Source organism: Sphingomonas nostoxanthinifaciens (genome assembly GCF_019930585.1).
Classification (GTDB): Bacteria; Pseudomonadota; Alphaproteobacteria; order Sphingomonadales; family Sphingomonadaceae; genus Sphingomonas_I; species Sphingomonas_I nostoxanthinifaciens.
The window spans coordinates 1,167,785-1,191,049 of record NZ_CP082839.1 but is presented as its reverse complement, the minus strand read 5'-3'; the positions used below and the strand labels follow the sequence as shown (position 1 = coordinate 1,191,049).

The window sequence follows — 23,265 nt, the reverse complement described above, 5'->3', positions numbered from 1 at the left end:
GCCGCATTGGCAAGCGTTTCGACCGGCAGGTGGTGCATGACCAGATCGGCAAGGGCACGGACATGCTCGTCCCTACCCTGCTGCCTGACCTCGACGAGGCCGCGCAGGAGAGGCTCCGCGATGCGCACGGGGCGGTCTTCAAGGCGAAGTTCCTCGAGCAGGCGAAGCCGTTTGCGCGAGGCCGGCCGCACTTAGGCCGCCCGAACTTCCCAGTGGCGCCGGGCTACCTCCCATCAGGGGTGGCGGTCCGGCTGACGGGCTTCGATGCCGAGACGCTCAAGCATTTCATCTTCCTGGAGCGACCGCAGGATGTCCGAGGCGACGACAGCGAGGCGTTCAGCCAAGACGCCTACATCGCGAGCAGGCGCATCTCGGCCTGATGCCGAGCGCACAGGATTACGCACGATCGGCCACCTCTATGAGGCGATCCGCACCAACCTGGTCGCGCTGGATCGCGAACCTCTCAGCCTGCACAGCAGAACGGCAGATCGGGCTCGCGTTAGATCTGCGCAATCGGGACGGACAATGCAGACCGAAAGCTGCTGGCTTCGATGGTTTGCCCAGGTGTAGGCTTATGGCATGACCTTCCCGATCGATGCCGTCCGTCGTCGTTTTCCGCCTTTGCCGTTACCGATGATGCCGGCTTGGTACTGTTCACGCTAATGCTGACAATATTGAGCGCTGGCACTGCGACGGCATTCGCTACTCGAAATTGCGCACGGCATCCTGCTTTGCCGAGGTGCACCGCTGGCCGCCTGAGTCGTGCTCGACTTCTTCCCGCACCGGAGCGACAGCACAAGTCGACTCGCTGCTGAGCGTGTCGAGCTCCGCGAGGGTGATCGCCGGGGCTGTGGCTGGTGGGAGCGGCGCTGTGCCGCGCCCGCCGGAGACCATGTCATGCCACGCCTTAGCGACACCCAGACCATCCTGCTCTCGACCGCAGCGCAGCGCGAGGATCGGAGCCTCTATCCCCTGCCCGGCACCCTGAAGCCCAGCGGCGGGTTGAGCAAGGCGCTTGCGGCTCTTACCGCGGCCAACCTGATCAAAGATTTGGAGATGAGCGTGTCAGCGGCGGTCAGCCGCACCGACGGCGACCTCTGCTTCGGCCTGTTCGCGACCGATGCGGGGCTCGCGGCGATCGGCATCGAGCCTGACGAAGTGGACCCGTCTGCGCCAGCTCAACCGCCTGCCATTGCCCCCTCGCCTGCCCGCGCCAACAAGACAGCCGCGGTGCTCGACCTGCTGCGCCGCGACGCAGGTGCCACCTTGCCCGAGCTCATCACCGCGACCGGTGCTGTCAGTCTAATGCGAACTCGTCTCCACCCGATGCGGTTCGGTCTTTGAGGCTGGCAGCCTAGCTCATGAGGAGCTGCCACTCAGCCAGGGCGGCTAAGCGGCTAAGCTTATAGGTCTGGCGATCGACAAGATGGCGTTCGAGATTGAAGCGGTTGTGGACATTTGCATGGACTGAGGCGAACTTCTGAAGCCTCGCCATTCGTCGGAACCGCAGCATCGCCCGTTCTCGTCGTCGGAACGGGAGATGGCTGTTCTCCACTCGGCTGTTGGCCCAGCGGCCGACCTCCTGCTTGTCCTCGTTGCCGAGCGCGGTCATCGCGGCGCGATAGGAGCGCAGCCCGTCGGTTGTGACGGCCTCCGGCGAGCCATGACGCTTCAGCGCCTTCTTCATGAAGCGAAGCGCTGCGCCCTTGTCGCGTTTTTTGGTGACGTAGCTTTCGAGGATCTCGCCCTCGTGATCGACGGAGGTAGACCATCTCACCGTTGAGCTTCACGTACATCTCGTCGAGGTGCCAACGCCAATGGCGGAAGCCCCGCATGCGAGACACCCGCTGCCGACGGATATTGCCCGCAAACATCGGACCGAAGCGTTTCCACCAATGTCGCACCGTCTCATGGCAGATGTCGATCCCGCGCTCGGATAGCAGGTTCTCGACGTTCCGCAGCGACAGCGGGAACCGCACATACATCATCACCACGAGGCGGATCACCTCGGGTGACGAGTTGAAGAAGCGGAATGGGCTCGAAGACCGGGGCTTTTAACGGCGCGTGCCGCCACCCTAGACGCCGCTCAGAGCCTCGGGCAATTAGCTCCGACGGCCCCCATTGCGGCCATCATCGATCGGCGACGCGCGTGCGCACTTTCCGAAGCGGTGAACGCGAGTTAGACGGCCGAGCATGAACGACGCTGAGATGTGGGCATGTGCAGCTGAATTGAAGGCGCTGTACGGCGACGAGATCGGAGATTTCGTGCTGGATTGCCTGCATAGCCTGCCCGAGGCAGACCATGCGGGTCGTAACGCATGGATGGACCTCGCGGACCGGCTGGAGGAGCTGTACGCGCTGCCCGAGCCGGCGCTGCGGCATTGACCGATCATCGCTAGCAGCTAACCGCGCTCGATCGAGACTGGATCACCAGGAGCGAATATAATCCGGAAAAGGGTATGTTCAGTCTCATCCGTGACCTGCATGGTCCACTCGCTATTGGTCCAGAGCGCGTCCGGCTTTTCACTCAACAAAGCTCCCGCGAACCGAACCGCCTCGCGGCGCGCGGCAAATAGGTCGGGCAATTCCGTTCCCGAAAGATCGATGAAATCTCTACCATCGAGAACATGGAAATAATATCGAGGCATCAGCGGCTCCCGCTATAGGGGGGAGCGCGAAGGCTCTCAGTCGCAGAAGCCCGAGACCGTTTCCTGCGATAGCTGCGTACATACCTCTTTATAGTATGCCTTAACAGGCACTTCGCACACTGCTTGGTGCCGGTTGCTGATTTGCACAGTCGGTTCAACGGCATCCAGCCCTCCTTACTGAGCGGTGCATTAGGTCTGACAGCATTCTGGATCGATGAGCTGGTCAAGGCCGCGCGTGGCGACCGCGGCTTCCCGCGCAACGCCACCGCCGCCGACGTGCACGCTCGGCTGGTCCTGCTCGGCGCAGATCCGGATATGTTCGAGCAGCTCGAGGACGCCCAGCGCGCGTGGTTGGCATGATCGCCTAAGATCAGCCCTGTAAATTCTTGATTTTACGTAATGTTGAGGTTTCGATCATAACGATCACCCCAGTTTGATGGGGTTCTGCCATGCGAAACATGCGCATCGTAAATAAGCTTCTGGTTTCGTTCGGAGTGATCGGCATTGGACTGCTGGCGCTCACCCTGTTCTCGATCAGCCAGCTAGGTTCGATCAATGCGTTGATGAGCAAGGCCGTCCGCGATCGTCTGCCCAAGACGATGCTCTCGCAGCAGATCGATACAGCGACGTCCGACTTCCGTATCGCGGAGGCTCAGCACATCCTGTCATTGGACAGCGCGGCGATGGACGCCGCGGAGGCCAAGATGAACGAGCAGCGTAAGATTGTCGATCAAGGCTATGACATACTCAATGGTAACTTGCGTCATGCTCGCGCGCGACAACTTCTTAACGAATTTCACGAACGCTGGTTGGCGTACAGCACAGAAAACAAGATCCTTCTGGTTCTGTCGCGGCAAAACAAGAATGCGGAAGCTACGGCCCTCATGCGGGATCAATCGCAGCGGCTGTTCGACGCGCTATCCGCCTCGATCGGCGATCTTTCGCAGTTCGAGGGCCAGCTCGCAAAAGCAGCGGCCGATGAAGGCGATGCGGGCTACGACCGTGCGCGCATGCTATCGATCGTGGCGGTCCTCGGCATGTTCGGGTGTCTCGCAGGCGTACTCGTGATTCTCGTGAAGCAGGTCGCCAAGCCGATCGGTGCCGTGACGGAAGCGCTGTCCGAGCTGGGCAACGGCAACATGGACGTTGCCGTCCCGGTAGAAGATCGCGCGGACGAGGTTGGTGCGCTCGCTACTGCCATGAAGCGACTGCGCGACCAACTAGCGGCAGCTGAACGCGCTAAGGCGGAGCAGACAGCGCTGATCGTGGAAAGCGTCGGCGAAGCGTTATCGAAGCTCGCAGGTGGCGATCTAGTCTCGCGCGTTGAGGCCGATCTGACCGGCCCCTTCGCCAAGCTCAAGACTGACTTCAATGCCGCCGCTGCTGCGCTGCAATCAACGCTTGGTCAGGTTGCTCAGGCAGCGACCGGCATAAACGGTGGTGCGGGTGAGATCCGTCAAGCTTCGGACGACCTATCGCATCGTACTGAACAGCAGGCGGCGAGTCTGGAGGAGACCGCCGCTGCCATGCACGAAATCACCGAGACCGTACGGACGACCGCCGAGCGTGCAGGTAGCGCGAACGATGCTGTTCTTCGCGTGCATACCGACGCCGAGCATTCCGGCGAAGTCGTTCGCCAGGCGGTGCAGGCGATGGACGGGATCGAGCGTACCTCGAATGAGATTTCGGAAATCATCTCGGTAATCGACGGAATTGCCTTCCAGACAAACCTTCTCGCGCTCAACGCCGGGGTTGAAGCAGCGCGTGCAGGAGATGCAGGTAGAGGCTTTGCTGTCGTGGCGTCGGAAGTCCGAGCTCTTGCTCAGCGTTCAGCCGAGGCCGCCAAGGACGTAAAGTTGCGTATCAGTGCATCTTCCCACCAGGTGGCAGCGGGCGTGCAACTCGTCAACGAGACCGGCCAGGCGCTTACCCGCATCATCGGCCAAGTTGGAACGGTCAAGACGCTGGTATCCGAGATTGCCGCGGTAACCGAGCAACAGGCCGCTGGTCTGCAGCAAGTGAACACTGCCGTGGCCGAGATGGATGGCGTTACCCAGCAAAATGCCGCGATGGTCGAGCAAGCGACCGCGGCGGCGCGCAGTCTTGCGACCGAAGCCGACGGCCTCAATCGACAGATTGCACGCTTCCAAACAGGCCAGCGCGATGTTCACGCCTCCCCCGTTCACGAGCTGCAGCAGCGAGCTTCGTCCGGTGCGCGTCAGCTGGCAAGGCCGGCACTCCGGAGCGTTGGCAGCGCTAATCCTAAAACCGATGTCGATTGGTCGGCCTTCTAACATCTTGCGCACCTCAATCAAAGAAAAGTCGCTTTGAATTAGTCAGCGTCGTTAAGGATAATATATGTATACGTCCGGTCTCAATGTCGTCAGGATCAGGCCTGATGTAAGTTCTTATGCTCTCCAGCTTCAGGAGCTCCTGCTGGCCCTCCGGCAGATGGCGTCCGAGTACAAGTGCTTGAAGGAAGAGCTATCCAAACACGAGCCTCTATTCGCAGATTTACATCCGACTGAAAGCGGCGGAAGAGCCATAACGCCCCTACCCTTATTGGATGAGGCAGCGACCGCCTGAGCGACGGCCGCCTAAGAGCCGGACACACGACATATTAGAGTATCCGTGATGGTCAAGCGCGCGTTGGAGCCCAGAGGCCGCCGCCGGTCTCGAATACAGGGCCGCCCAACACCGTCAACGATCGCGATGCCGTGATCGAGAAGCTGGCGGCCGACGTGTGGTGAGGTAGGATCGACATCCCCTTGGGATGAAGCCAGGATCATGTGGCAGAAGGCGTCCAGGCAGATGGCCGAGGCGGCGGCCAAGCTATCTTCCTAGTTGCTGTTGCCCAACGATCCGTCGTCGGCGGGCAATGCTGGCACAATTGGACTTGTTTCATCGCTGCGGATCAAGTCAGGAGATCGGATGACACGGGTTTGTTTGCAGTTCGCAATGTCATCGCCGATCTGTTTACAATCAACGCCGCACACGAGTGCTTGCGTGTCGGGGTTTGTTGCGGCGACGAGCAATCCGACACTGCAGCTTTTCAGCGATCCAAAGGATCCTATCAGCCGAGTTTCATTGCGTACGTCCGTGTCGTGCAGGGCGTAACCCTTCCAATCGCTGGTTTGCGACCCGCAAGCCGCAAGAGTGAATATCAAAGGGAAAGGCAGCAACCGCACTGATGCCCACTGGCAGGGTTAAACCGAGAAGGAAAGTGTTTCCGCGGCTTCGGGCAGCGGGGCGGTATCCGGAGGAGTGAAGGAGCCCTTCGTCCGGTTGCGCGTATGCAAACAAAAAGACGGGGACCGTCATCACGATCCCCGACCTCAAATGTCGATTTTAATCCGCCGCGGCGGCCGGCGAAGCCGCTAGATTAGCGGCAGAGAGCTCAAAAGCGGACCCGCTTGAGCCGGCGACGTCGGGCACTGCATCGAGTACTCGCCCGAACAGTATCCGATCTCGATGCGCTCCCGCCGAAAAGCGTCTTGAGGTTCCCATGAAATATCGCTGCCCCGCTTAGGCTCGCACCTCCGATCGTCCATCAAAGTTTTTTTTCCGTGCGTGGGGCGTTGGCGCGGTCCAAGGCTGCGAGGAGTTCCGACTTTCGAGCCGCTCCCAGAAGGAGCTCAAGAAGGATGAGGGTAGACTTTCGGCAACGACGAGAACAGGCTCACGCATCGCTGCTGCCCATGAGTCGTGGGCAACCCCAGATGTAACCAGTAAAAGTTGACGGGCGCCTCGAAGCGTACGCAGCGAAAGGAAATGGCATGACCGCGTTTTTGAAGGGTGATTGGGTCCGATTGAAATCGGGCGGCCCGAAAATGAGGGTTACGAATCCAGACGGCGGCCTGATCCGCAAGAATCAGGTCATGGTCGTATGGCTGGACGATGTTGGCCACAAGCACGAACGTCATTTTTACGAAGGCGAGCTGGAAAGGACCGACCCAGCCATGCCGGTATAGTGGCGAGCACTCGAAGTTATCGATAAGCCGATAATTACTCTTCGCGCTGCTCCGCACTTTCACGAAGGTTTGCACAGGCATTCCAGATTCACCTTGTCGCAAAACGGGGTGAGGTCGCCGCGGGGCAGCTTCCGGTGGTCGGCCACCAACTTCAAGCTATCGCCCTCAATGCGGCCGCAAGAGTTGGCAAGTAAAGGTGTCGCGCGCCAACACGGACTAGCGGGGGACGCCATTAGGCCGTCTTGTAGAGGTAGCGGAGCGGGTTGAACTTCATGCGCTCGCGCTCATTGCCGGCGGCGTCGACAGATCCCGATGTTAAGCGCAAGGGCACAGAGCCGAGACGGGACAGCATAGTGTGGAGGCGGGCCCGCCTCGGCTCGTAGTAATCGCTTCCAGCCGCGTATCTCGCGCATCAGGTCCAGCTTTTCGGCTGAACTGCGCGGAATTGCTGTTGCTTTAGGATAGGCGCGAACGTGGCGAGCTGGGCGGGCGTCACCACGACGCGCCGACGCGCCCGGCGACCGCGGCCAGCCAGGGGTTTAACCGGGCCGCTACCGGGAATTTGGGCCACTGGCAGGGCATGCCGCCGGCGGTCGGACACGGCGCATTGTCCCACAACGTTCGCCGGGTTGCTGCGTTTGCTCTTACCCGATTTTGATCTAAAGCCTTGCCATCGCTGCCGTTCATATGACGGGAGAACAGCATGATTGAGACGCTTCGGCAGCAGCACAGGGATCTGGTCCGCCTCATCGGCGAGCTGGCGGCGGTCACGTCGACCGCCCGACCTCAGATAACTGCCCTCGCAAGCTTACGCCTCAAGCTCGGTCGAGCCAGTCAAGATCGCTCCTCACATCTACACTACGTCATTTATCCGACCGTAGAACGATATTTACCCCAATATACAAAAGCTATAGCGCAGCTCAAGCAGCAAGAGGTTTTAGCGCGATCGGCTTCGACAAAGCATGTCGGCAAGTGGACCCTTGCAGCGATCGAACAAGACTGGTCCGGCTATTGCTTAGCATCAAAGGGTATCAGATCCGGCATGCTTGACCGCATTGACCTCGAGAGGCGAGTCCTCAACCCCATGCTGGAAACCTTGCAAGCACCCGAATCAAGACGGATGGAGTTCTAACGGCCCGCAAAGGTGCTGTCAGTCTGATGCGAGCTCGTGCTCCCACCGGATGCACCTCGGCCTTTGAGAATGGCGACCTAGCTCATGAGGATCTGCCACTCGGCCAGGGCGGCCGAACGGCGGAGCTTGTAAGTCTGGCGGTCGACGAGGTGACGTTCGAGATTGAAGTGGTTGCTGACGTGGGCGTGGACTGAGGCGAACTTTTAAAGCGTCTTCATCCGCCGGAACCGCAGCATTGAGCTGCTGCCGGTTCCGCGGACACCGAGTTAGGCTACATTAGCCTGCTTCTCGAAGTCGATGGGGCTGAGATACCCCAAGGTCGAGTGCCTGCGCGTTGGGTTGTAGAAGCGCTCGATGTAATCGAACACCTCGGCCCGTGCCTGATTTTCGCGTGCGATAGGTTTTGCGGGCGATCCGCTCGGTCTTCAGCGAGGAGAAGAAGCTCTCCATCGCGGCGTTATCCCAGACGTTGCCGGATCGGCTCATAGAACATGTGACCCCGTTGTCGGCCATCAACCGCTGGAACTGCTCGCTCGTATATTGGCTGCCCTGATCCGAGTGATGCAGCAGGGCGTCGGGCTTTCCGCGACGCCAGATTGCCGTCATCAGCGCGTCGGTCACAAGCTGGGCCGTCATCGTGTCGCTCATCGACCAGCCGACCACGCGCCTGGAGAACAGGTCGATGACGGCAGCAACATAAAGCCCGCCTTCCGCTGTCCAGATATAGGTAAAGTCCGCGACCCACTTCCGGTTCGGCGCATTGGCCGTGAACTGGCGATCGAGCACATTGCCGGCGATGACCGAGCGTTCGCCGGCGTCCTTTGGCAGCCCGCGTCGTCGGGGGCGTGCTTTGAGGCCATGCAACTGCATCAGCCGCTCGACCCGGTGCAGGCCGCACGAAAGGCCTTCGGCCAGAAGGTCGTGCCAGACGCGCCGCGCACCATAGGTCCGATAACTTGAGATGAAGCTGGCCCGGATCTTCCCGCCAAGCTCTTCGTCGTTACGCGCACGGGCGCTCGGCTCGCGTACGAGCCAGGCGTGAAAGCCGCTGCGCGAAACACCGAGCGTCTCGCATAACCACGATACCGGCCAGACCCCTCGGTGCTTCGCGATGAACCCGAACTTCATATCGAGTCCCTTGCGAAGTAGGCCGCCGCTTTTTTTAGGATGTCGCGCTCCGCCTTGAGCTTCACTATCTCGCGGCGCAGCCGCTCAATCTCCTGCTGTTCGGGCTTCATCACACCGTGCCCTGGAAAGGCCGATCCCGGACCGGCTTCGTGATCCCGAACCCATTTACGCAGCACGTCCTCGTGAACATCGAGATCCCGCGCCGCCTGTGCCACCGAGACGCCCCGATCTCGTACCAGCTTCACCGCCTCGACCTTGAACTCGCCGCTGAACTTCCGTCGCTGCATTGTCACCCTCCGGTTCCAAAAACACCTTATCTCGGTGTCCACGGAACCGGCAGCAGCTCACTCTGCCCCGATGCTTTGACGGTCGGTCATTACCGCGCTCAGGAAGTATACTCTCCCAAAAAGGTTCGCGCGGACGTTTCATATGGGCTGCGTCCCGCTGATGGTGCCGTTCGGTCCGGGAAGTGCTGGCAGGTCAAGTTGCCTGCTAACGGCGTGAAAACGGTGGATTATTTTTTCAGAAGGAGCTTTGGTTACGCTGCCGATCTGAACTCAAACCGCGTTACGTTGAATGCGGGCTCCGGTACTTTTACCTTCGTGTCGACGCCTGTCTTGGCATCGCGGTACTGACTTAGGATTCATCCGGTTGGCGCCGCTAAGTGGCTTTGCCCTTAGCAAAGCGATTGTGCGCCATCACGTCGTACGGTGGTACGCCGCTGAAACGATCGGGGGCGCCGTTTGAATGGCTGCGTTCCATCCCTCGGCGCTCGACGCCTTTGACATAGACGACAGAGATAGAGCGAGCGTTGCCCCAGCGGAAGGTCCGCGTCGAGACGGTTGACCAGCCAGCGCATCAACAGCCTTATCAGGCATGAATAGAAGCGCTGAGAAGCATCTGCGCCCAGCCCATATCGTTTCAACCGATAAGCGGCGGCTCATCCTCTAACGGGGCGGCACGAGTTGGGCGTTCTAGCCTTCCAAGGTGAAAGCCCAAATGCCAAGCGTCGCGTAGCTCGGTCTCGTCAGTGACGAACGGGCATGCTTCGACCGAAGCCGGATTGTTCAAGCCAGCGGCGTGGCCGGCAGCAAACGCGGCGGTAAGATACTCTTTAAACGACATATTCCACAAATCGCGGACTTTCATGATCTATGTCAAGTTGGCAATGCTTAAGCTTGGGCCATCGCGGCGGGCGCTGTCAGTCTAATGCGAACTCGTCTCCAGACGATGCATTTGGGTCTTTGACGCCGGCAGCCTAGCTCATGAGGATCTGCCACTCGGCCAGGGCGGCCGAGCGTCGGAGCTTGTAGGTCTGGCGGTCGACGAGGTGGCGTTCGATATTGAAGTGGTTGTGGACGCTCGCATGGACCGAGGCGAACTTCTGAAGCGTCTCCATTCGCCGGAACCGCAGCATCGCCCGTTCTCGTCGTCGGAACGGCAGATGGCTGTTCTCAACTCGGTTGTTGGCCCAGCGGCCGACCTCCTGCTTGTCCTCGTTGCCGAGCTCGGTCATCGCGGCGCGATAGGAGCGCAGCCCGTCGGTTATGACGGCCTCCGGCGAGCCATGACGCTTCAGCGCCCTCTTCATGAAGCGAAGCGCTGCGCCCTTGTCGCGCCCTTTGGTGACGTAGCTTTCGAGGATCTCGCCCTCGTGATCGACGGCTCGCCAGAGGTAGACCATCTCACCGTTAAGCTTCACGTACATCTCGTCGAGGTGCCAGCGCCAATGGCGGAAGCCCCGCATGCGAGACACCCGCTGCCGACGGATATCGCCCGCAAACATCGGAGCGAAGCGGTTCCACCAATGCCGCACCGTCTCATGGCAGATGTCGATCCCGCGCTCGAATAGCAAGTCCTCGACGTTCCGCAGCGACAGCGGGAACCTCACATACATCATCACCACGAGGCGGATCACCTCGGGTGACGAGTTGAAGTAGCGGAACGGGCTCTGTGGCTTGCGGGGACGCGGCATCTCGCCCCCTACCTAGCCCTTCTTACGGGACGGTGCATTTGGTTTGACAGCACCCGCTCTCACAACTTCCAGCAATCAGGCGACGTCATTTTATAAGATTAACGATCCTGCCTGAAGCTACCGATGCCTCAGCTTCGGAACAAAATGCCGCCACGGCCACGATGCTGCCTAGCCAACAGTGGGATCGACCGAGGGCGCACCGATGCGAGGGAGCAGCGCGGCGAGCGTTCGGCGAAAGCCGTCGAGCGCCCGCGGACCCCGCTCTACCTTCATCCGGAGCAGCGTCCCCTGCCAGGCGGCAAGTAGGAAGGCGCCGAGGTCGGCAGCCTCATCCTCGTCGTGCACGAGCAGACGGACGACCTCTTCGAAGCGAGTCGATTGCCGGGCCAGCACCGTGCACATCCGCTCACGCACCGCATCGCCATGCGCGGCGACTTCGCCAGCCAGGTCGACCACCAAGCATCCACGCTGCCACTGCGCCTCGGCCGCGGAGTCCGAAATCCTGGCAAAATAACTTTCAAGCCGTGCGGCAGGCGGACGCGTGACATCCCCAAGGGTCGCCTGCATCATTGCATCGATGCGCTCGGCATATTGATCCAGAACCAAGAGCCCGAAAACCTCCTTGGATCGGAAATGGTTGGTAAACGAGCCCGGCGGAACATTCGCGACGGCAGAGATATCACGGACACCGGTTGCGCCTAAGCCCCGCGCGTGGACCACTTTCACGCCTGCGTCGAGCAGTGCCTGCCGCTGGTCCGTTGTCATGGCCTCCTAGTAATGCAAGCGTATTGACCCGTCAATACACGCGTATTACCAGGCGGAATGGATACGGACGTACTGCATCATCGGATTGACGCCGCAGGCATCGGCTTGCATGTCGTCGAACAGGGGACCGGGCCGGCCGTTCTATTCTGCCATGGATTCCCAGCGATCTGGTCTTGCTGGCGTTCGCAAATGGCGGCGGTCGCGGCATCTGGTCGACGTGCGTTCGCGTTCGACATGCGCGGTTATGGCGAAAGCGATGTGCCGCATTTGGCCGATGCCTACACGCCATTCCACTGCGTCGGCGATCTGGTCGCAATCCTCGACCATTTCACCATCGCGTCGGCCGTCTTGGTCGGCCATGATTTCGGCGCCAACGCCGCGTGGAGCGCTGCCATGATGCGGCCCGATCGCTTCACCGCCGTGTTCGGCATCAGCGTGCCGTTCCGAGCGCTAGGCGGCCCCAGCTTCCTGGATCGGCTTCGCGCCAGCGGCGCCGATGACTTCTACATGTTCTCACAGATGCGCACCGAGGCGGAGAGCGCCTGGGCGGATGCGGCGGACACGATACCGGGCGCCTATTACTGGACGTCGGGTGAGGCACCCGCGGACACCCGCTGGGATCCGTTCGACCCGTCGCGCGGGCTGTTGCGCCCCGCCCCGGCACCGATCCGCACGATCGATCTCGCCTATGTCGATGCCGCCGTGGCGAGCTTCTCGCGCACCGGCTTCCGTGGCGCGTTGAGCTATTATCGCGCGATCGATCCGTTCTTCGAGCTTGCCTCACGCGCTTATGCGGGCGCGGTCGTCGCCCAACCGTCCTTCTTCCTGACCGGCGGTCGCGACGGATTGAACCGCGTCACTAGGCCCGACGACGCATCTCTACAGGCTGCCCTGCCCAACCTGCGCGGCTCCATGACGATCGAGGAAGCAGGCCACTGGCCCCAGCTTGAAACCGCGGACGCCGTGAACGCGACTTTGCTGGACTTCCTGGCTTCGACCGCCGGTTCGAACGGCATCTAGGCGCTTGACCAGACCGGATACCCTTCACCTAGCAGAAAGCGATTGCATGCTGACGCTCATCGAATCCGCTTACCAAAACTTTTTGAACGACGACGATGGCCAGTCAGTCGTCATGCTCAACCTGCTTCGCTTCGCGCCGGACGGTGGGCGGGAGCGTTATGCCGATTATCTTGCGGCAGCGGGACCGCTGGTGGCCCGCTACGGGGGAGAGATCGTCTATGTCGGCGATGGGCTGCCCGCGCTTTCAGCGGAGTCGGGACAGGCCTGGGATGCCATGGCGCTGGTCCGCTATCCGAGCCGACGGGCCTTCGACGACATGGTCCAGGATCCAGACTATCGCGATAAGGCCGGCCCGTTGCGCGCGGCGTCTCTGGCTGAGGCCGTCTTGCAACCTATGCGAACCGTGAATTGATTGGCGAAAGCCGGTGACGGAGAAGGATCGTGATCGTACGAATTGCAACGCAGGACGACGTTGCCAGCGTCAATGCCCTGACCGGCCGCTCGATCCGCGCTCTACACAGCGGCGCATATGACGATGCAACCATCGAAACGGCAATCAGGCACGCTTATGGTGTAGACTGGCAGCTCATTATAGACCGAAGCTATTTCGTGGTCGAGATCAACGGTGTCGTCGTCGGTGCCGGAGGCTGGAGCTTTCGCAAAACGATCGCCGGCGCACACGGCCCTGACGACCCCGCCGGCGATCGTCTTGATCCGTCGCGAGATGCCGCCCGGATCCGCGCCTTCTACGTCGATCCGGCGTTTATCCGGAATGGTATCGGCACGCTCCTTCTCAGGACCAGCGAGACGGCGGCCCATGGCATGGGGTTCGCGCGGGTAGAGCTTACGTCCACGCTGCCAGCGGTGCCGTTCTATGCAATCCATGGCTATGATTATGTGCAGCCCTATCGTCATCCATTACCTGACGGGTCGTCGCTCAAGCTCATTCTGATGGCCAAACAGCTTGGAGAGCGTCCCTCGTCGGGCCGCGATCGGACGGCTTAGCGATCCATGTCCCGCAAGACTTATTCGGACCTGCACGCCTTGCGCTGCGTCATCGACAAGGGCAGTTTCGTCGCGGCTGCTCGATCATTGCGCCTTTCGCCCTCCGCCCTCAGCGAGACAATCCGTCGACTGGAAGCGGAGGTTGGTGTTCAGCTGCTCAACCGGACGACGCGCAGCGTCAGTCCCACTCCCGCCGGTGAGCGCCTCGCGGTACGATCCGGCGTCGCGGTCGAGGAGATCGAAGCGGCGCTCCAAGAAGCCGAAGCGGCGGGTGACGAGGCATCCGGCCCGGTGCGCGTGCACGCCCAGCGGTTGGGCTACGAGCTGTTCCTCAAACCACTCCTTGCCGACTTTGCCCACCGCTTTCCCAAAGTCAGCGTCGAGGTACAGATCGACGATGCCGATATCGACATCGTACCGGCGGTTTGATCTCGGGATCCGGCTTGGCGAACTGCTCGATCAGGACGTTACCGCCTTCCCGCTCCAAGCCCCGATCCGGCAGATCGCCTGCGCATCCCCCGGCTATGTGGCGGTGCACGGAATGCCGTCCCATCCGCGCGACCTGCGTGAGCATCGCTGCATCGGCTTCCGCTGGCCAGGGCATGATACGCTTTACGGCTGGGATTTCTGCGAGGAAGGAACCTGGTTTTCCATACCGATCACAGGTCCGCTTACGTTCAACGATCAGCGGGCGGCGCTTGATGCCGCGATCGGCGGCGTAGGTATCGCCTTTTGGGTCGAAAGCGAGATTCGTCGCCATATTGACGAGGGCCGGCTCGTCGCAATGCTGACGGACTATTCAGCACCGTTCCCCGGCTTTGCCTTATATTACCTGCGCCATCGTCAGCGCTCGGCGGCTGTAACGGCGCTGATCGGAATGATCCGGCAGCAAGTGGCGGCGGTTCCCATTATACCTCCGCCGACGAATGCCCCATACTGAGACCCGTTTATTCACAACGACCGACCGGAGTTCCAGATTATCGGCTCAAGGCAAAGGAGCCCGATATGAGCGACGACCGGATTTACAACGACATTGCCGGAAAGGTTGCGATCGTCACCGGCGCGGCAAGTGGCATCGGCCTCGCGACGGTCGACCTTCTCCACGCACGGGGCGCGCTGATCATTGCGCAAGACCGGGACCGGACGGTCCGGGAACTTGCTAAGCCCGGCATCGTGACAATGGTTGCCGATGTTCGGGACGAGGGCGCAGCCCGTTCCGCAGTGGAAACTGCGGTCGCAGAGTTCGGCCGGGTCGATATTCTGGTCAACAATGCGGGGATCATCATCAATAAGCCGGTGGTCGATATGACACTTGCGGAATGGGACAATATCTTCGCAGTCAACATTCGCGGCGTATTCCTGCACTCACGTGAAGCCATGCGTGCGATGATACCCAATGGCAGTGGCGCGAGCGTCAACGTTGGATCCTATGCTTGCTTCCAGACCTTTCCCTCGATTGCCGCTTATGCCTCGTCGAAGGGAGCGCTTGCGCAATTCACGAGGACGCTCGCGGTGGAGGCCATCGAGCACGGTATTCGAGTAAACGCGGTCGGCTCGGGCGACACGGTTACCCATATCCTGGATCACCTGCACGAGGACGGCGGCGCAGCCTTGGCGGCCTACGGCAGGCATGCGCCTATCCGACGCGCTGCTCAGCCACGCGAGATCGCGCAGGTCATCGCCTTTCTCGCTTCGGATCAGGCAAGCTTCATGGTCGGCGCCATCGCTATGGTGGATGGTGGCAAAAGTGTGTTGCTTCAGTCGTGAAGACGGCACGACGACGGATCAATCCGCTACCGGATTCATCACTGCTGGAGTTAACACTGTTGTCCAAGCAGCTTGCAGATACGCGGTGCAGCCAAACGAGATCGGCGGGATGATCTTCCTTGTTTTCGCATCAGGTTAGTTCGCCGGTCACAACGGCTGGCTTGAAAAGGCGTGATCCTGGTCCCAAGGCGTGGGTCAAAATTAGATGCTAGACAGGTGCGAAGCGACTTAACCAATTGGAGTTGACGGCCTGCGCGCCCCTTCACCGTCACGTGTTAGCGTTATTCAATGGCGGTTTCGGATAGCTTCCTTCTTTGCAATGATCCGATATCGACAGTTCGATCTCCGTCATTTAACGGGGTGGGATAGCTGATTGAAGGTGGCGAGTGTTCGACATTCACAGGATTAAGCCCGTTCACGGATGGCGCGAATTTTTTGGCGAGATCGGGATTATTGTTATCGGTGTGTTTATTGCGCTGTCGGCGGAGCAAATGGTCGAGTTAGCACAATGGAAAGAACAGATTGAGGCGGCCCGAATATCTTTGGACGATCAGATTTCGGACAATCTCTTTGCTGCCAAGGAGCGTTTACAGTTTACCGCATGCAGCGAACGGCAACTTAATCGTTTATCTGAAATTGTGGACAAGAGCTGGGAGGCGCCGAAATTACGTCCTACAATGGTTCTCCTTAGAGACTGGGCATCGACAGCATGGGCAGCGGCCGTAGCGTCCGGTGTTGTCGCCCATATGCCGGAACCACTGCGCAAGAACTATGCAGCAATTTTCGGTACCGCCGAGATAATACGATCTCTGAACCAGCAAGAGTTTTTCCTTTGGAGCGACTTGCAGACGCTTCATCGACAAACCGTATTAACGGATGTGTCGAGGGACAGGCTACAAAGTGACATAGCGCGTTTGTCGGCATTGAATAACCTTATTGCCATCGCCTCTCGTCAGATGGTCAATCTGATCGACGCCGCTCATATCGCATCGAAGGTATCCGATCTTAAAATGCTAAACGGCGAGGCGCATCAAAAGTGCCTACTGCCCGATGATGAACATATTATTGGGAGATGATATCTATCGACAGGATTTTCCCTTATAATATTGGATGAAATGTTAGCGACTTAGAAATAGTGTTATCAAATTATACGTGTTTAATCGTGCTGCATGACAGCGCTTTACGTTTGTAAATCAATTAAGATAATTCAAACTCTCGTTTGATTGATCGAAAAGCGATGAGCTCTCCAAATTCTCTTGCAGCAGCGTTCACGCGTTCGGCACGCAAGTCGAGAAAATGAGTGCCGCGGCATCACGATCGAGGTTGGGCCGTAGCTCATTCGAGCGTTGGTCAATCACGCGTTGAACAGCACATCCTCGACGTTCCGCAACGACGGCGGAACCCGCACCTACATCAGCACTACCAGCCGGATCACCTCAGGCGAAGAGTTAAAGTAGCAAAACGGGCTCGCAGACCGGGGCTTATAGCGGGGCATCCTGCCATGTTAGCCGCCGATCAGAGCGGGGGGGGGGCAATTAGCTCTGACCGCGTCGGTGTGCGTCATCCCCCATCGCGGCGGCATAAGTGACAGGCCCAATGCATAAAGCAAGAGCCGCCATCACCGTGCACAACGCGCGTGTGCGCCCGCGTGGTCGCGCGCGGGGCCCGGTTGGCCGGACAAATTAATGGTTCGATTACCCGCCGATGAGCCCATTGGAGATGGCTCAGTCCGCATGAGCCGCAGATGCCTTACGATCCGAATGACCCAGGCGACGCCGCGGAGCGCTCTCGCGAGACGTGCGCCAGCGCCACCGTGGGGTTCCATCATGTTTATCCGCGCACGATCAGCTCGCTGGCGCCGCGAGCGCCTGAGTTGGAGAACTCGCAAGACATGGCGTTCTGGTCGAGTCAATGGCGGAGCAAGTCTCCAGCCCAGACGTTCGCGCCACGTTCCGAAGCTTCTCTCAGTTGCTCGCGACGAGCTAGTCGAGAACACGTGAAGTCTTAATGATGGCGCGGACGAACAGCTCAAGGGCGATTATGCCTCCGTAGACGAGGCGCGCAACGCAGCGATTTCGCTCCTCGGCGAGTACCTTCAGAAAAACCCGAATTTGCCTATTAGCAACATTGGCGGGTTGATGTGCGAGACCACGCACAGCGCTTAGTGTTACATATGATCGTTGTAACTGTTGCCGCGCCACCGCCGATCAACTGGGAGTCATTCGACAGAAGACTTCGACATACATCAAAGATGGTCGCCCTTTCGGACGCTAACCCGTCAGCTCCTTTCGCTCCAGCGCGGATCTCTGTGACATCGGTTAAGCCGATCATGCTACCTGCTGACGGCAGCCCGCGCATTCTCTGAACATTGTGCGCGAAGCGCGTGAACTCGACTAGGGGCTTGGCGGTTGCCGACGCATTACGCGAACCAACCTACCTCCATTATTTAAGTTGGTGCTCCGAGCCGTCGAGCGATCGCAAGTTCAGGCGCCGCGTGATTGCCGCATCCTCTTCATAGGCTGCCCGGAGGGCTTCACCTCGTGATCTTTCGAGCGGGGGAGCGCGTCGCTCCAATTTCTGCGAAGTTTGTTGCCTCGAACGGTGCGAACGAGGAAGTCCCGAGACGATCGACAAGTGGCCAGGTCTTGGCGCCTCAATCGCCACGGCCTCGACATGCGAAGCGGGCGCAACATAGGCTTTTGCAACGCCGGGTTCGGCCACCAGCGCACCGAGCATGACTTGCCGGTGGGAGGCATGAATGACACCAATCCAAATCGCTGTGGAAATAGCGATTCCTAGGATTAGCCAGCGAAGCTTAAATTTTGGTTTGATGGAGACCTTAAAGCCGTCGGACTGCACCCGTCGTGGGATCGCAGGCCTCACTTCGAAATGCGCGAATATACGCTCCATGTCGCGGCAGACTTCGTTATGGTCGAAGATGGGAGGTTCATTCATCGCGATGATCAAACGCTGGGCGGCGCACTTCGGACGCGTTCCGTAGGCGGCGATATCCGTCGGCTTGCCGGGGTGCGTGCAGCGATCGATCGCAGTGCACCTTGAAAGGTGTTTACTTTCTGTTCGAGGTAACCGTTCGGTGCTAAGGCGCGTCGAACCATCGTTTCAGGATGAGCCATGCAGCACGACGTACGGCTAAGGGCCGCCGCGCGGGCGATCTTTGACGCCAACTATCGGTCCGAGAATTGCTGTCGTCTAACGCAAGTCGTCTACAGACGATGCGGCTGAATCTTCGAGGCTGGCAGCCTAGCTCATGAGGATCTGCCACTCAGCCAGGGCGGCTAAGCGGCGAAGCTTATAGGTCTGGCGATCGACAAGATGGCGTTCGAGATTGAAGTGGTTGTGGACATTTGCATGGACTGAGGCGAACTTCTGGAGCCTCGCCATTCGTCGGAACCGCAGAATCGCCCGTTCTCGTCGTCGGAACGGGAGATGGCTGTTCTCAACTCGGTTGTTGGCCCAGCGGCCGACCTCCTGCTTGTCCTCGTTGCCAAGCTCGGTCATCGCGGCGCGATAGGAGCGCAGCCCGTCGGTAGTGACGGCCTCCGGCGCGCCATGACGCTTCAGTGCCTCTTCATGAAGCGAAGCGCTGCGCCCTCGTCGCGTTCTTTGGTAACGTAGCTTTCGAGGATCTCGCCCTCGTGATCCCAGCCCGCCTTGTCCAATGCGCTCGCACGTTTGCGCACCATGCTGCAGGACCAGTTGTTCATTCGAGAGCGCTACGGCCTGCAATCCACTGCCGTAGCCGTGGAGTTGGCACCCGGTATCGCCGAAGCCTTGGCGAAGCTGGACGATTCAATTCTAGGCCAACAGGAGTTCGACCCCCGGAAAGCCGAGCGCACGCTTACCATCGCTCCTAACGGCTATGTTGAGTTCGTGCTCGTGCCCGCGCTTGTTGCAAAGCTCCAGGAAGAGGCTCCGGGCATCAGACTGCGTCTGACCCCTTATGGAAACGATCTTGTGGATACCGGCGTGGTCTCGGGCAGCACAGCGCTTGTGCTAGGCCGCATCGTCGACCCGCCGGACAACTTGGTCGTGCAGCATCTGATGGGCGAGGGGCTGGCGTTCATCGTGCGCGCCGACCATCCCGACATCGGCGATCACCTTACTCGGGAACAGTTCGAAGGTATGAAGCATGTCAACATCGTGCCGCCCGGTCGCATGCGAGCCGGCCTATTTCATGCATTGGCGCAACAACAGGTGAAGCGGGATGTCGCGATTTCCGCCACGAACTTCTTTGCGGTAGCGGAGGTCGTCGCCGTGACAGATTACTGTGCGACACTGCCAAAGTTTATCTGTTGGCAACTGCTGCATGACACGAGGGTGAAGGTGGTGCCTGCGCCAGTCGATCTAGGCTCATTCCCCGTAGATATGGCATGGCACGTCCGTTACCGCCATGACGCGGCACACCGCTGGCTGAGGTCTTTCATCATGGACGTGACGGCACAACTTACAGAATGCGGTCATGCTTTCTAAGCTTTGTTGGCGACCGGGCAGCGCTTGGTTAAATCGTCTTGCCCGCAAACGAACCCGCAATGAGAAAGCCGCGCGCTGATCCCGCTGCCGATCGTTCGCACTGTCTGCTTTCCCGAAATTGCCAGCCAGAGAGGGGTAAACGGGAATGATCGCGCCTAACGAATGACTACTTCCGAACTCGCGGAGCGCGACTTGTCTATTTGACATCGGGTGTTTGCCGGTAGTCAGAGGCGCGAATGGCTGCTTCCCGTAAAAAGCCGTCGGCTTCCTCCGCGCGCGTGGCCATTCTCTTCTCGAAATTGCGCACGGCATCCTGACTTGCCCGAGGAGGCGCCGTCAGGGCCGCGATCGCGCTCGACTTCTCCCCGCACCGGAGCGACAGCACATGTCGACTCGCTGCTGAGCGTGTCGAGCTCCGCGAGGGTGATCGCCGGGGCTGTGGCTGGTGGGAGCGGCGCTGTGCCGCGCCCATTGGAGACCATGTCATGCCACGCCTCAGCGACACCCAGACCATCCTGCTCTCGACCGCAGCGCAGCGGGAGGATCGGAGCCTCTATCCCCTGCCCGGGACGCTGAAGCCCAGCGGCGGGTTGAGCAGGGCGCTCGCGGCCCTCACCACAGCCGGGCTGATCGGAGAGCGCGAGACCAGCATTGCGTATGCAGTGAGCCGCACCGACGGCGACCTCCGCTTCGGCCTGTTCGCGACCGATGCGGGGCTTGCGGCGATCGGCATCGAGCCTGACGAAGTGGACCCGCCTGCGCCAGCCCAGCCGCCTGCCGTTGCCCCCTCGCCTGCCCGCTCCAACAAGACCGCCGCGGTGCTCGACCTGCTGCGCCGCGACGAAGGTGCCACCTTGCCCGAACTCATCGCCGCGACCGGCTGGCTACCGCACAGCACCCGAGCAGCGCTGACCGGCTTGCGTAAGAAGGGGCATGCGATCGAACGGCTCAAGCGGGATGGCCAGACCTGCTACCGCATCGGCGCGGCCGCATGAACGCTGCGGTCGATCGCCAGCTTAGCGTCTTACCTGAGCTCAGCAGTACGGAGCTTCGCGACCTCTGGCGCAGACTTGTCGGCGAGGTCGTGCCGCGGGTGAGCCCGAGCCTGCTGCGGCTGGCACTGGCCTGGGAAATCCAGGCACGCGCCTATGGCGGCGTGCCGCGGACGACGCGCGCCCGCCTCGACCAGCTCGCTCGCGGCGCCACCCGCACCACCACGCCCGCCGCCGGCATGCGGCTGGTGCGTGAATATGGCGGCAAGGTCCATGTGGTGATCGTCGGCGAGGATCGGGCGATCCATTGGGACGATCGGCAATGGAAGAGCCTGAGCGAGGTCGCGCGCGCAATCACCGGCACGCGCTGGTCGGGGCCGGCCTTCTTCGGCCTCAAGCGCAAGGTGGCGGCATGAGCGCGGGGGCTGCCCAGCGGGTTCGCTGCGCGATCTACACGCGCAAAAGCTCGGAGGAAGGGCTCGAACAGGGCTTCAACAGCCTCGATGCGCAGCGCGAGGCATGTGCCGCTTATGTGCTCAGCCAGGCAAGCGAAGGCTGGGCGGCGCTGCCCGACCGTTATGACGATGGCGGCATCTCAGGAGGCACGCTCGAGCGGCCTGCACTCAAGCGGCTGGTGGCCGATGTCGAGGCGGGCAAGATCGACGTGATCGTCGTCTACAAGGTCGATCGGCTCAGCCGCTCGCTGTTCGACTTCGCAAAGCTCGTCGAGGCATTCGAGAAGGCCGGCACCTCGTTCGTGTCGATCACCCAGTCGTTCAACACCACCAGCAGCATGGGGCGGCTCACCCTCAACATGCTGTTGTCGTTCGCCCAGTTCGAGCGCGAGGTCACCGCCGAGCGGATCCGCGACAAGATTGCTGCCTCCAAGGCCAAGGGTATGTGGATGGGCGGCGTGCCGCCGCTCGGCTATGCACCCGATGGGCGGAGCCTTGCCATCATCGAGGAGCAAGCCACGCTCGTGCGGCTGTTGTTCGCCAAGGCGCTGGAACTGGGAACGGTGGGCGCGCTGCAGGAGTGGCTGGACGACAAGCGGATGCGGCTGCCGCGGCGTACGCTCGCCATGGGCCGGGTGATCGGCGGCGGACGGTACGAGCGAGGTCCCCTCTATGCGATGCTGAGGAACCGCCTCTACGTGGGCGAGATCGTCCACCGCGGCGCAACGTTCGCTGGGCAGCACCTGCCGATCGTCGATCGCGAGACGTTCGACAGGGTGCAACTCCTGCTCACTGAAAACCGGCAGGGTCGCACTTATCGACGCGCTGCAAGCCCGGCGCTGCTCGCCGGGCGGATCGTGGACAGGCAAGGCGTGCCGCTCCTCTGCTCGCATGCATCCAAGGGAATGCTGCGCTACCATTATTATGTCAGCCGCGACCGGCAACGCGGCGTGAGCCAATACGGGCTGAGGCTGCCGACCAGCGCGATCGAGCGGCCGGTGGTCGACCGCATCCTCGCACTGTTCGCCGATCCGCTCGCTCTCATGACCGACCTTGGTCTGAAGGTCGACGATCTCGAACTGCTCGGCGACAAATGCGCGCACCTTCGGGCGCTCCCGCGCGCCAGCCAAGCCCAGACGCTGCTCTCCCTGGTTGAGAAGGTGCAGGTCGGCGACGAGCAACTTGTCGTGCAGCTCGACCGTGCCAGGCTCGCCGAGCTGCTCGAGGTGCAGGCGGGTTGTGCTGCGGCGCCGATCACCCTTGCGATCGACGGCCAGTTCCGCAGGGGGAGGACCACCCGGCTCGTCACGCGCGACGGGCATCCGATCGCGCCATCGACCGATCCCTCGCTGACCCGGCTGATCGCCAAAGCGCATGGCTGGTGGGCCGAGCTCAGGAAGGGTGAGATGACGCTTACCGACCTGGCCGGGCGCGAGAGCGTGACCGCCTCCTATGTGACCCGCGTGCTGCGGCTCGCATTCCTATCGCCCCCGATCATCGAGGCGGCACTTGCCGGCAGGCTTCGCGATGGGATCGATGGCACCAGCCTCACGCTGAAGCTCACCATATCGCCCGACTGGCGCGAGCAGGACGCCATGATCAGGGGCCCGGCCTAATGAGCTGGATGGGGGGTGTGCGAACGCTGTCGTATCAAACTGCTGTGTTGCGCCGTGGTTGCGCGCTCATTGGCGCTGGCGCCGGATCAACATGGCTTGCCCCGACACGAATGTGGTACTCGCTGCCCCAGCCCCAGCTACCGCTCGATCGCCCGGCCGTGCCACCTCAACTGGATCGGGAAGAAGCTCAAAGGATAGTACCCGCAATGCGCGAAGTAAGGCTTCATGCTGGGGTTCCAGCAATACAATCTGCTCGAACGTGCTGATTGCCTCTCCCATGCGGGCAAATTGCCAAGCTTC

Annotated in this window: 22 protein-coding genes and 4 pseudogenes; 18 read left to right on the top strand and 8 right to left on the bottom strand. The window is 60.7% G+C overall.

All coding sequences use genetic code 11. From position 1 onward, the window contains the following. Positions 1–32 precede the first annotated feature (32 nt). Entirely contained in the window at positions 33–380 is a 348-nt protein-coding gene (locus K8P63_RS05660) for a hypothetical protein (RefSeq protein ID WP_223798854.1), read from the top strand. A 517-nt stretch (positions 381–897) separates the two neighbouring features. Further along, positions 898–1,344, top strand: coding sequence for a DUF3489 domain-containing protein (locus K8P63_RS05655; protein ID WP_223798853.1), 447 nt, complete (start codon positions 898–900; stop codon positions 1,342–1,344). A 10-nt stretch (positions 1,345–1,354) separates the two neighbouring features. On the opposite strand, the pseudogene K8P63_RS21090 reads toward K8P63_RS05655, so the two are convergent. Then, positions 1,355–2,006: pseudogene (locus K8P63_RS21090) on the bottom strand (IS6 family transposase). A 187-nt stretch (positions 2,007–2,193) separates the two neighbouring features. Between K8P63_RS21090 and K8P63_RS05645 the strand changes: the two are divergent. Then, positions 2,194–2,385: a hypothetical protein gene (locus K8P63_RS05645; RefSeq protein WP_223798851.1), complete on the top strand. Its 192-nt coding sequence runs from the start codon at positions 2,194–2,196 to the stop codon at positions 2,383–2,385. 17 nt (positions 2,386–2,402) lie between these two features. Here K8P63_RS05645 and K8P63_RS05640 read toward each other — a convergent pair whose 3' ends face one another. Further along, positions 2,403–2,648, bottom strand: a complete 246-nt coding sequence (locus K8P63_RS05640; RefSeq protein WP_223798850.1) for a DUF6894 family protein — start codon at positions 2,646–2,648, stop codon at positions 2,403–2,405. 123 nt (positions 2,649–2,771) lie between these two features. Here K8P63_RS05640 and K8P63_RS05635 point away from each other — a divergent pair, with 123 nt between their 5' ends. From K8P63_RS05635 to K8P63_RS05620, 4 genes are all read left to right on the top strand, one after another. Further along, positions 2,772–3,008: a hypothetical protein gene (locus K8P63_RS05635; protein WP_223798849.1), complete on the top strand. Its 237-nt coding sequence runs from the start codon at positions 2,772–2,774 to the stop codon at positions 3,006–3,008. 89 nt (positions 3,009–3,097) lie between these two features. Continuing rightward, a complete protein-coding gene (locus K8P63_RS05630) occupies positions 3,098–4,942 on the top strand; it encodes a methyl-accepting chemotaxis protein (protein WP_223798848.1) in 1,845 nt (614 codons plus the stop codon). Between the two features lie 1,482 nt (positions 4,943–6,424). Beyond that, entirely contained in the window at positions 6,425–6,619 is a 195-nt protein-coding gene (locus tag K8P63_RS05625) for a DUF2158 domain-containing protein (RefSeq protein ID WP_223798847.1), read from the top strand. A gap of 703 nt (positions 6,620–7,322) precedes the next feature. After that, on the top strand, positions 7,323–7,751 hold the full coding sequence (locus K8P63_RS05620; protein WP_223798846.1) for a hypothetical protein: 429 nt from the start codon (positions 7,323–7,325) through the stop codon (positions 7,749–7,751). 77 nt (positions 7,752–7,828) lie between these two features. Here K8P63_RS05620 and K8P63_RS21085 read toward each other — a convergent pair. The 4 genes and pseudogenes from K8P63_RS21085 to K8P63_RS05605 form a co-directional block, all read right to left on the bottom strand. Beyond that, a pseudogene (locus K8P63_RS21085) lies at positions 7,829–7,990 on the bottom strand (IS6 family transposase); the annotation flags it as partial. Between the two features lie 27 nt (positions 7,991–8,017). Then, a pseudogene (locus K8P63_RS05615) lies at positions 8,018–9,166 on the bottom strand (IS3 family transposase). A 971-nt stretch (positions 9,167–10,137) separates the two neighbouring features. Further along, entirely contained in the window at positions 10,138–10,854 is a 717-nt protein-coding gene (locus K8P63_RS05610) for an IS6 family transposase (RefSeq protein ID WP_223798845.1), read from the bottom strand. A gap of 168 nt (positions 10,855–11,022) precedes the next feature. Beyond that, on the bottom strand, positions 11,023–11,619 hold the full coding sequence (locus K8P63_RS05605) for a TetR/AcrR family transcriptional regulator (protein WP_223798844.1): 597 nt from the start codon (positions 11,617–11,619) through the stop codon (positions 11,023–11,025). Positions 11,620–11,808: 189 nt separating this feature from the next. On the opposite strand from K8P63_RS05605, the gene K8P63_RS05600 reads away from it, so the two are divergent. From K8P63_RS05600 to K8P63_RS05570, 7 genes are all read left to right on the top strand, one after another. After that, entirely contained in the window at positions 11,809–12,639 is an 831-nt protein-coding gene (locus tag K8P63_RS05600) for an alpha/beta fold hydrolase (RefSeq protein ID WP_263282694.1), read from the top strand. 46 nt (positions 12,640–12,685) lie between these two features. After that, on the top strand, positions 12,686–13,051 hold the full coding sequence (locus K8P63_RS05595; RefSeq protein WP_223798842.1) for a DUF1330 domain-containing protein: 366 nt from the start codon (positions 12,686–12,688) through the stop codon (positions 13,049–13,051). A gap of 29 nt (positions 13,052–13,080) precedes the next feature. Continuing rightward, complete coding sequence (locus K8P63_RS05590) at positions 13,081–13,644, top strand: GNAT family N-acetyltransferase (protein WP_223798841.1); 564 nt, start codon at positions 13,081–13,083, stop codon at positions 13,642–13,644. Between the two features lie 6 nt (positions 13,645–13,650). Beyond that, positions 13,651–14,073: a LysR family transcriptional regulator gene (locus tag K8P63_RS05585; protein WP_223798840.1), complete on the top strand. Its 423-nt coding sequence runs from the start codon at positions 13,651–13,653 to the stop codon at positions 14,071–14,073. Then, positions 14,042–14,584, top strand: coding sequence for a LysR substrate-binding domain-containing protein (locus K8P63_RS05580; protein WP_223798839.1), 543 nt, complete (start codon positions 14,042–14,044; stop codon positions 14,582–14,584). Before K8P63_RS05585 ends, K8P63_RS05580 begins: the two co-directional genes overlap by 32 nt. Before the next feature lie 65 nt (positions 14,585–14,649). Next, positions 14,650–15,411 (top strand): SDR family NAD(P)-dependent oxidoreductase, encoded by a 762-nt coding sequence (locus tag K8P63_RS05575; RefSeq protein ID WP_223798838.1) that lies wholly within the window; start codon positions 14,650–14,652, stop codon positions 15,409–15,411. Positions 15,412–15,797: 386 nt separating this feature from the next. Continuing rightward, on the top strand, positions 15,798–16,487 hold the full coding sequence (locus tag K8P63_RS05570; protein WP_223798837.1) for a hypothetical protein: 690 nt from the start codon (positions 15,798–15,800) through the stop codon (positions 16,485–16,487). A 1,366-nt stretch (positions 16,488–17,853) separates the two neighbouring features. Here K8P63_RS05570 and K8P63_RS05565 read toward each other — a convergent pair. After that, the gene (locus tag K8P63_RS05565) at positions 17,854–18,366 is read right to left on the bottom strand and encodes a hypothetical protein (RefSeq protein WP_223798836.1); all 513 of its coding nucleotides are present in this window, start codon (positions 18,364–18,366) and stop codon (positions 17,854–17,856) included. A 306-nt stretch (positions 18,367–18,672) separates the two neighbouring features. Beyond that, positions 18,673–19,073: pseudogene (locus K8P63_RS05560) on the bottom strand (DDE-type integrase/transposase/recombinase); the annotation flags it as partial. Between the two features lie 10 nt (positions 19,074–19,083). On the opposite strand from K8P63_RS05560, the gene K8P63_RS05555 reads away from it, so the two are divergent. The 4 genes from K8P63_RS05555 (at position 19,084) to K8P63_RS05540 (ending at position 22,965) form a co-directional block, all read left to right on the top strand. Continuing rightward, on the top strand, positions 19,084–19,902 hold the full coding sequence (locus tag K8P63_RS05555) for a LysR substrate-binding domain-containing protein (RefSeq protein ID WP_223798834.1): 819 nt from the start codon (positions 19,084–19,086) through the stop codon (positions 19,900–19,902). Positions 19,903–20,387: 485 nt separating this feature from the next. After that, positions 20,388–20,897 (top strand): DUF3489 domain-containing protein, encoded by a 510-nt coding sequence (locus K8P63_RS05550; protein ID WP_223798833.1) that lies wholly within the window; start codon positions 20,388–20,390, stop codon positions 20,895–20,897. After that, positions 20,894–21,310: a DUF2924 domain-containing protein gene (locus K8P63_RS05545; protein WP_223798832.1), complete on the top strand. Its 417-nt coding sequence runs from the start codon at positions 20,894–20,896 to the stop codon at positions 21,308–21,310. Before K8P63_RS05550 ends, K8P63_RS05545 begins: the two co-directional genes overlap by 4 nt. Further along, positions 21,307–22,965 (top strand): recombinase family protein, encoded by a 1,659-nt coding sequence (locus tag K8P63_RS05540; RefSeq protein ID WP_223798831.1) that lies wholly within the window; start codon positions 21,307–21,309, stop codon positions 22,963–22,965. The genes K8P63_RS05545 and K8P63_RS05540 overlap by 4 nt, the downstream gene beginning before the upstream one ends. Positions 22,966–23,265 lie beyond the last annotated feature (300 nt).

Excerpts from the sequence above, each read along its gene's own strand:
- K8P63_RS05655 (WP_223798853.1), top strand. The coding sequence starts at position 898 with ATGCCACGCCTTAGCGACACCCAGACCATCCTGCTCTCGACCGCAGCG.
- K8P63_RS05645 (WP_223798851.1), top strand. The coding sequence starts at position 2,194 with ATGAACGACGCTGAGATGTGGGCATGTGCAGCTGAATTGAAGGCGCTG.
- K8P63_RS05640 (WP_223798850.1), bottom strand. The coding sequence starts at position 2,648 with ATGCCTCGATATTATTTCCATGTTCTCGATGGTAGAGATTTCATCGAT.
- K8P63_RS05630 (WP_223798848.1), top strand. The coding sequence starts at position 3,098 with ATGCGAAACATGCGCATCGTAAATAAGCTTCTGGTTTCGTTCGGAGTG.
- K8P63_RS05625 (WP_223798847.1), top strand. The coding sequence starts at position 6,425 with ATGACCGCGTTTTTGAAGGGTGATTGGGTCCGATTGAAATCGGGCGGC.
- K8P63_RS05620 (WP_223798846.1), top strand. The coding sequence starts at position 7,323 with ATGATTGAGACGCTTCGGCAGCAGCACAGGGATCTGGTCCGCCTCATC.
- K8P63_RS05610 (WP_223798845.1), bottom strand. The coding sequence starts at position 10,854 with ATGCCGCGTCCCCGCAAGCCACAGAGCCCGTTCCGCTACTTCAACTCG.
- K8P63_RS05605 (WP_223798844.1), bottom strand. The coding sequence starts at position 11,619 with ATGACAACGGACCAGCGGCAGGCACTGCTCGACGCAGGCGTGAAAGTG.
- K8P63_RS05600 (WP_263282694.1), top strand. The coding sequence starts at position 11,809 with ATGGCGGCGGTCGCGGCATCTGGTCGACGTGCGTTCGCGTTCGACATG.
- K8P63_RS05595 (WP_223798842.1), top strand. The coding sequence starts at position 12,686 with ATGCTGACGCTCATCGAATCCGCTTACCAAAACTTTTTGAACGACGAC.
- K8P63_RS05585 (WP_223798840.1), top strand. The coding sequence starts at position 13,651 with ATGTCCCGCAAGACTTATTCGGACCTGCACGCCTTGCGCTGCGTCATC.
- K8P63_RS05580 (WP_223798839.1), top strand. The coding sequence starts at position 14,042 with ATGCCGATATCGACATCGTACCGGCGGTTTGATCTCGGGATCCGGCTT.
- K8P63_RS05575 (WP_223798838.1), top strand. The coding sequence starts at position 14,650 with ATGAGCGACGACCGGATTTACAACGACATTGCCGGAAAGGTTGCGATC.
- K8P63_RS05565 (WP_223798836.1), bottom strand. The coding sequence starts at position 18,366 with ATGAATGAACCTCCCATCTTCGACCATAACGAAGTCTGCCGCGACATG.
- K8P63_RS05550 (WP_223798833.1), top strand. The coding sequence starts at position 20,388 with ATGCCACGCCTCAGCGACACCCAGACCATCCTGCTCTCGACCGCAGCG.
- K8P63_RS05545 (WP_223798832.1), top strand. The coding sequence starts at position 20,894 with ATGAACGCTGCGGTCGATCGCCAGCTTAGCGTCTTACCTGAGCTCAGC.
- K8P63_RS05540 (WP_223798831.1), top strand. The coding sequence starts at position 21,307 with ATGAGCGCGGGGGCTGCCCAGCGGGTTCGCTGCGCGATCTACACGCGC.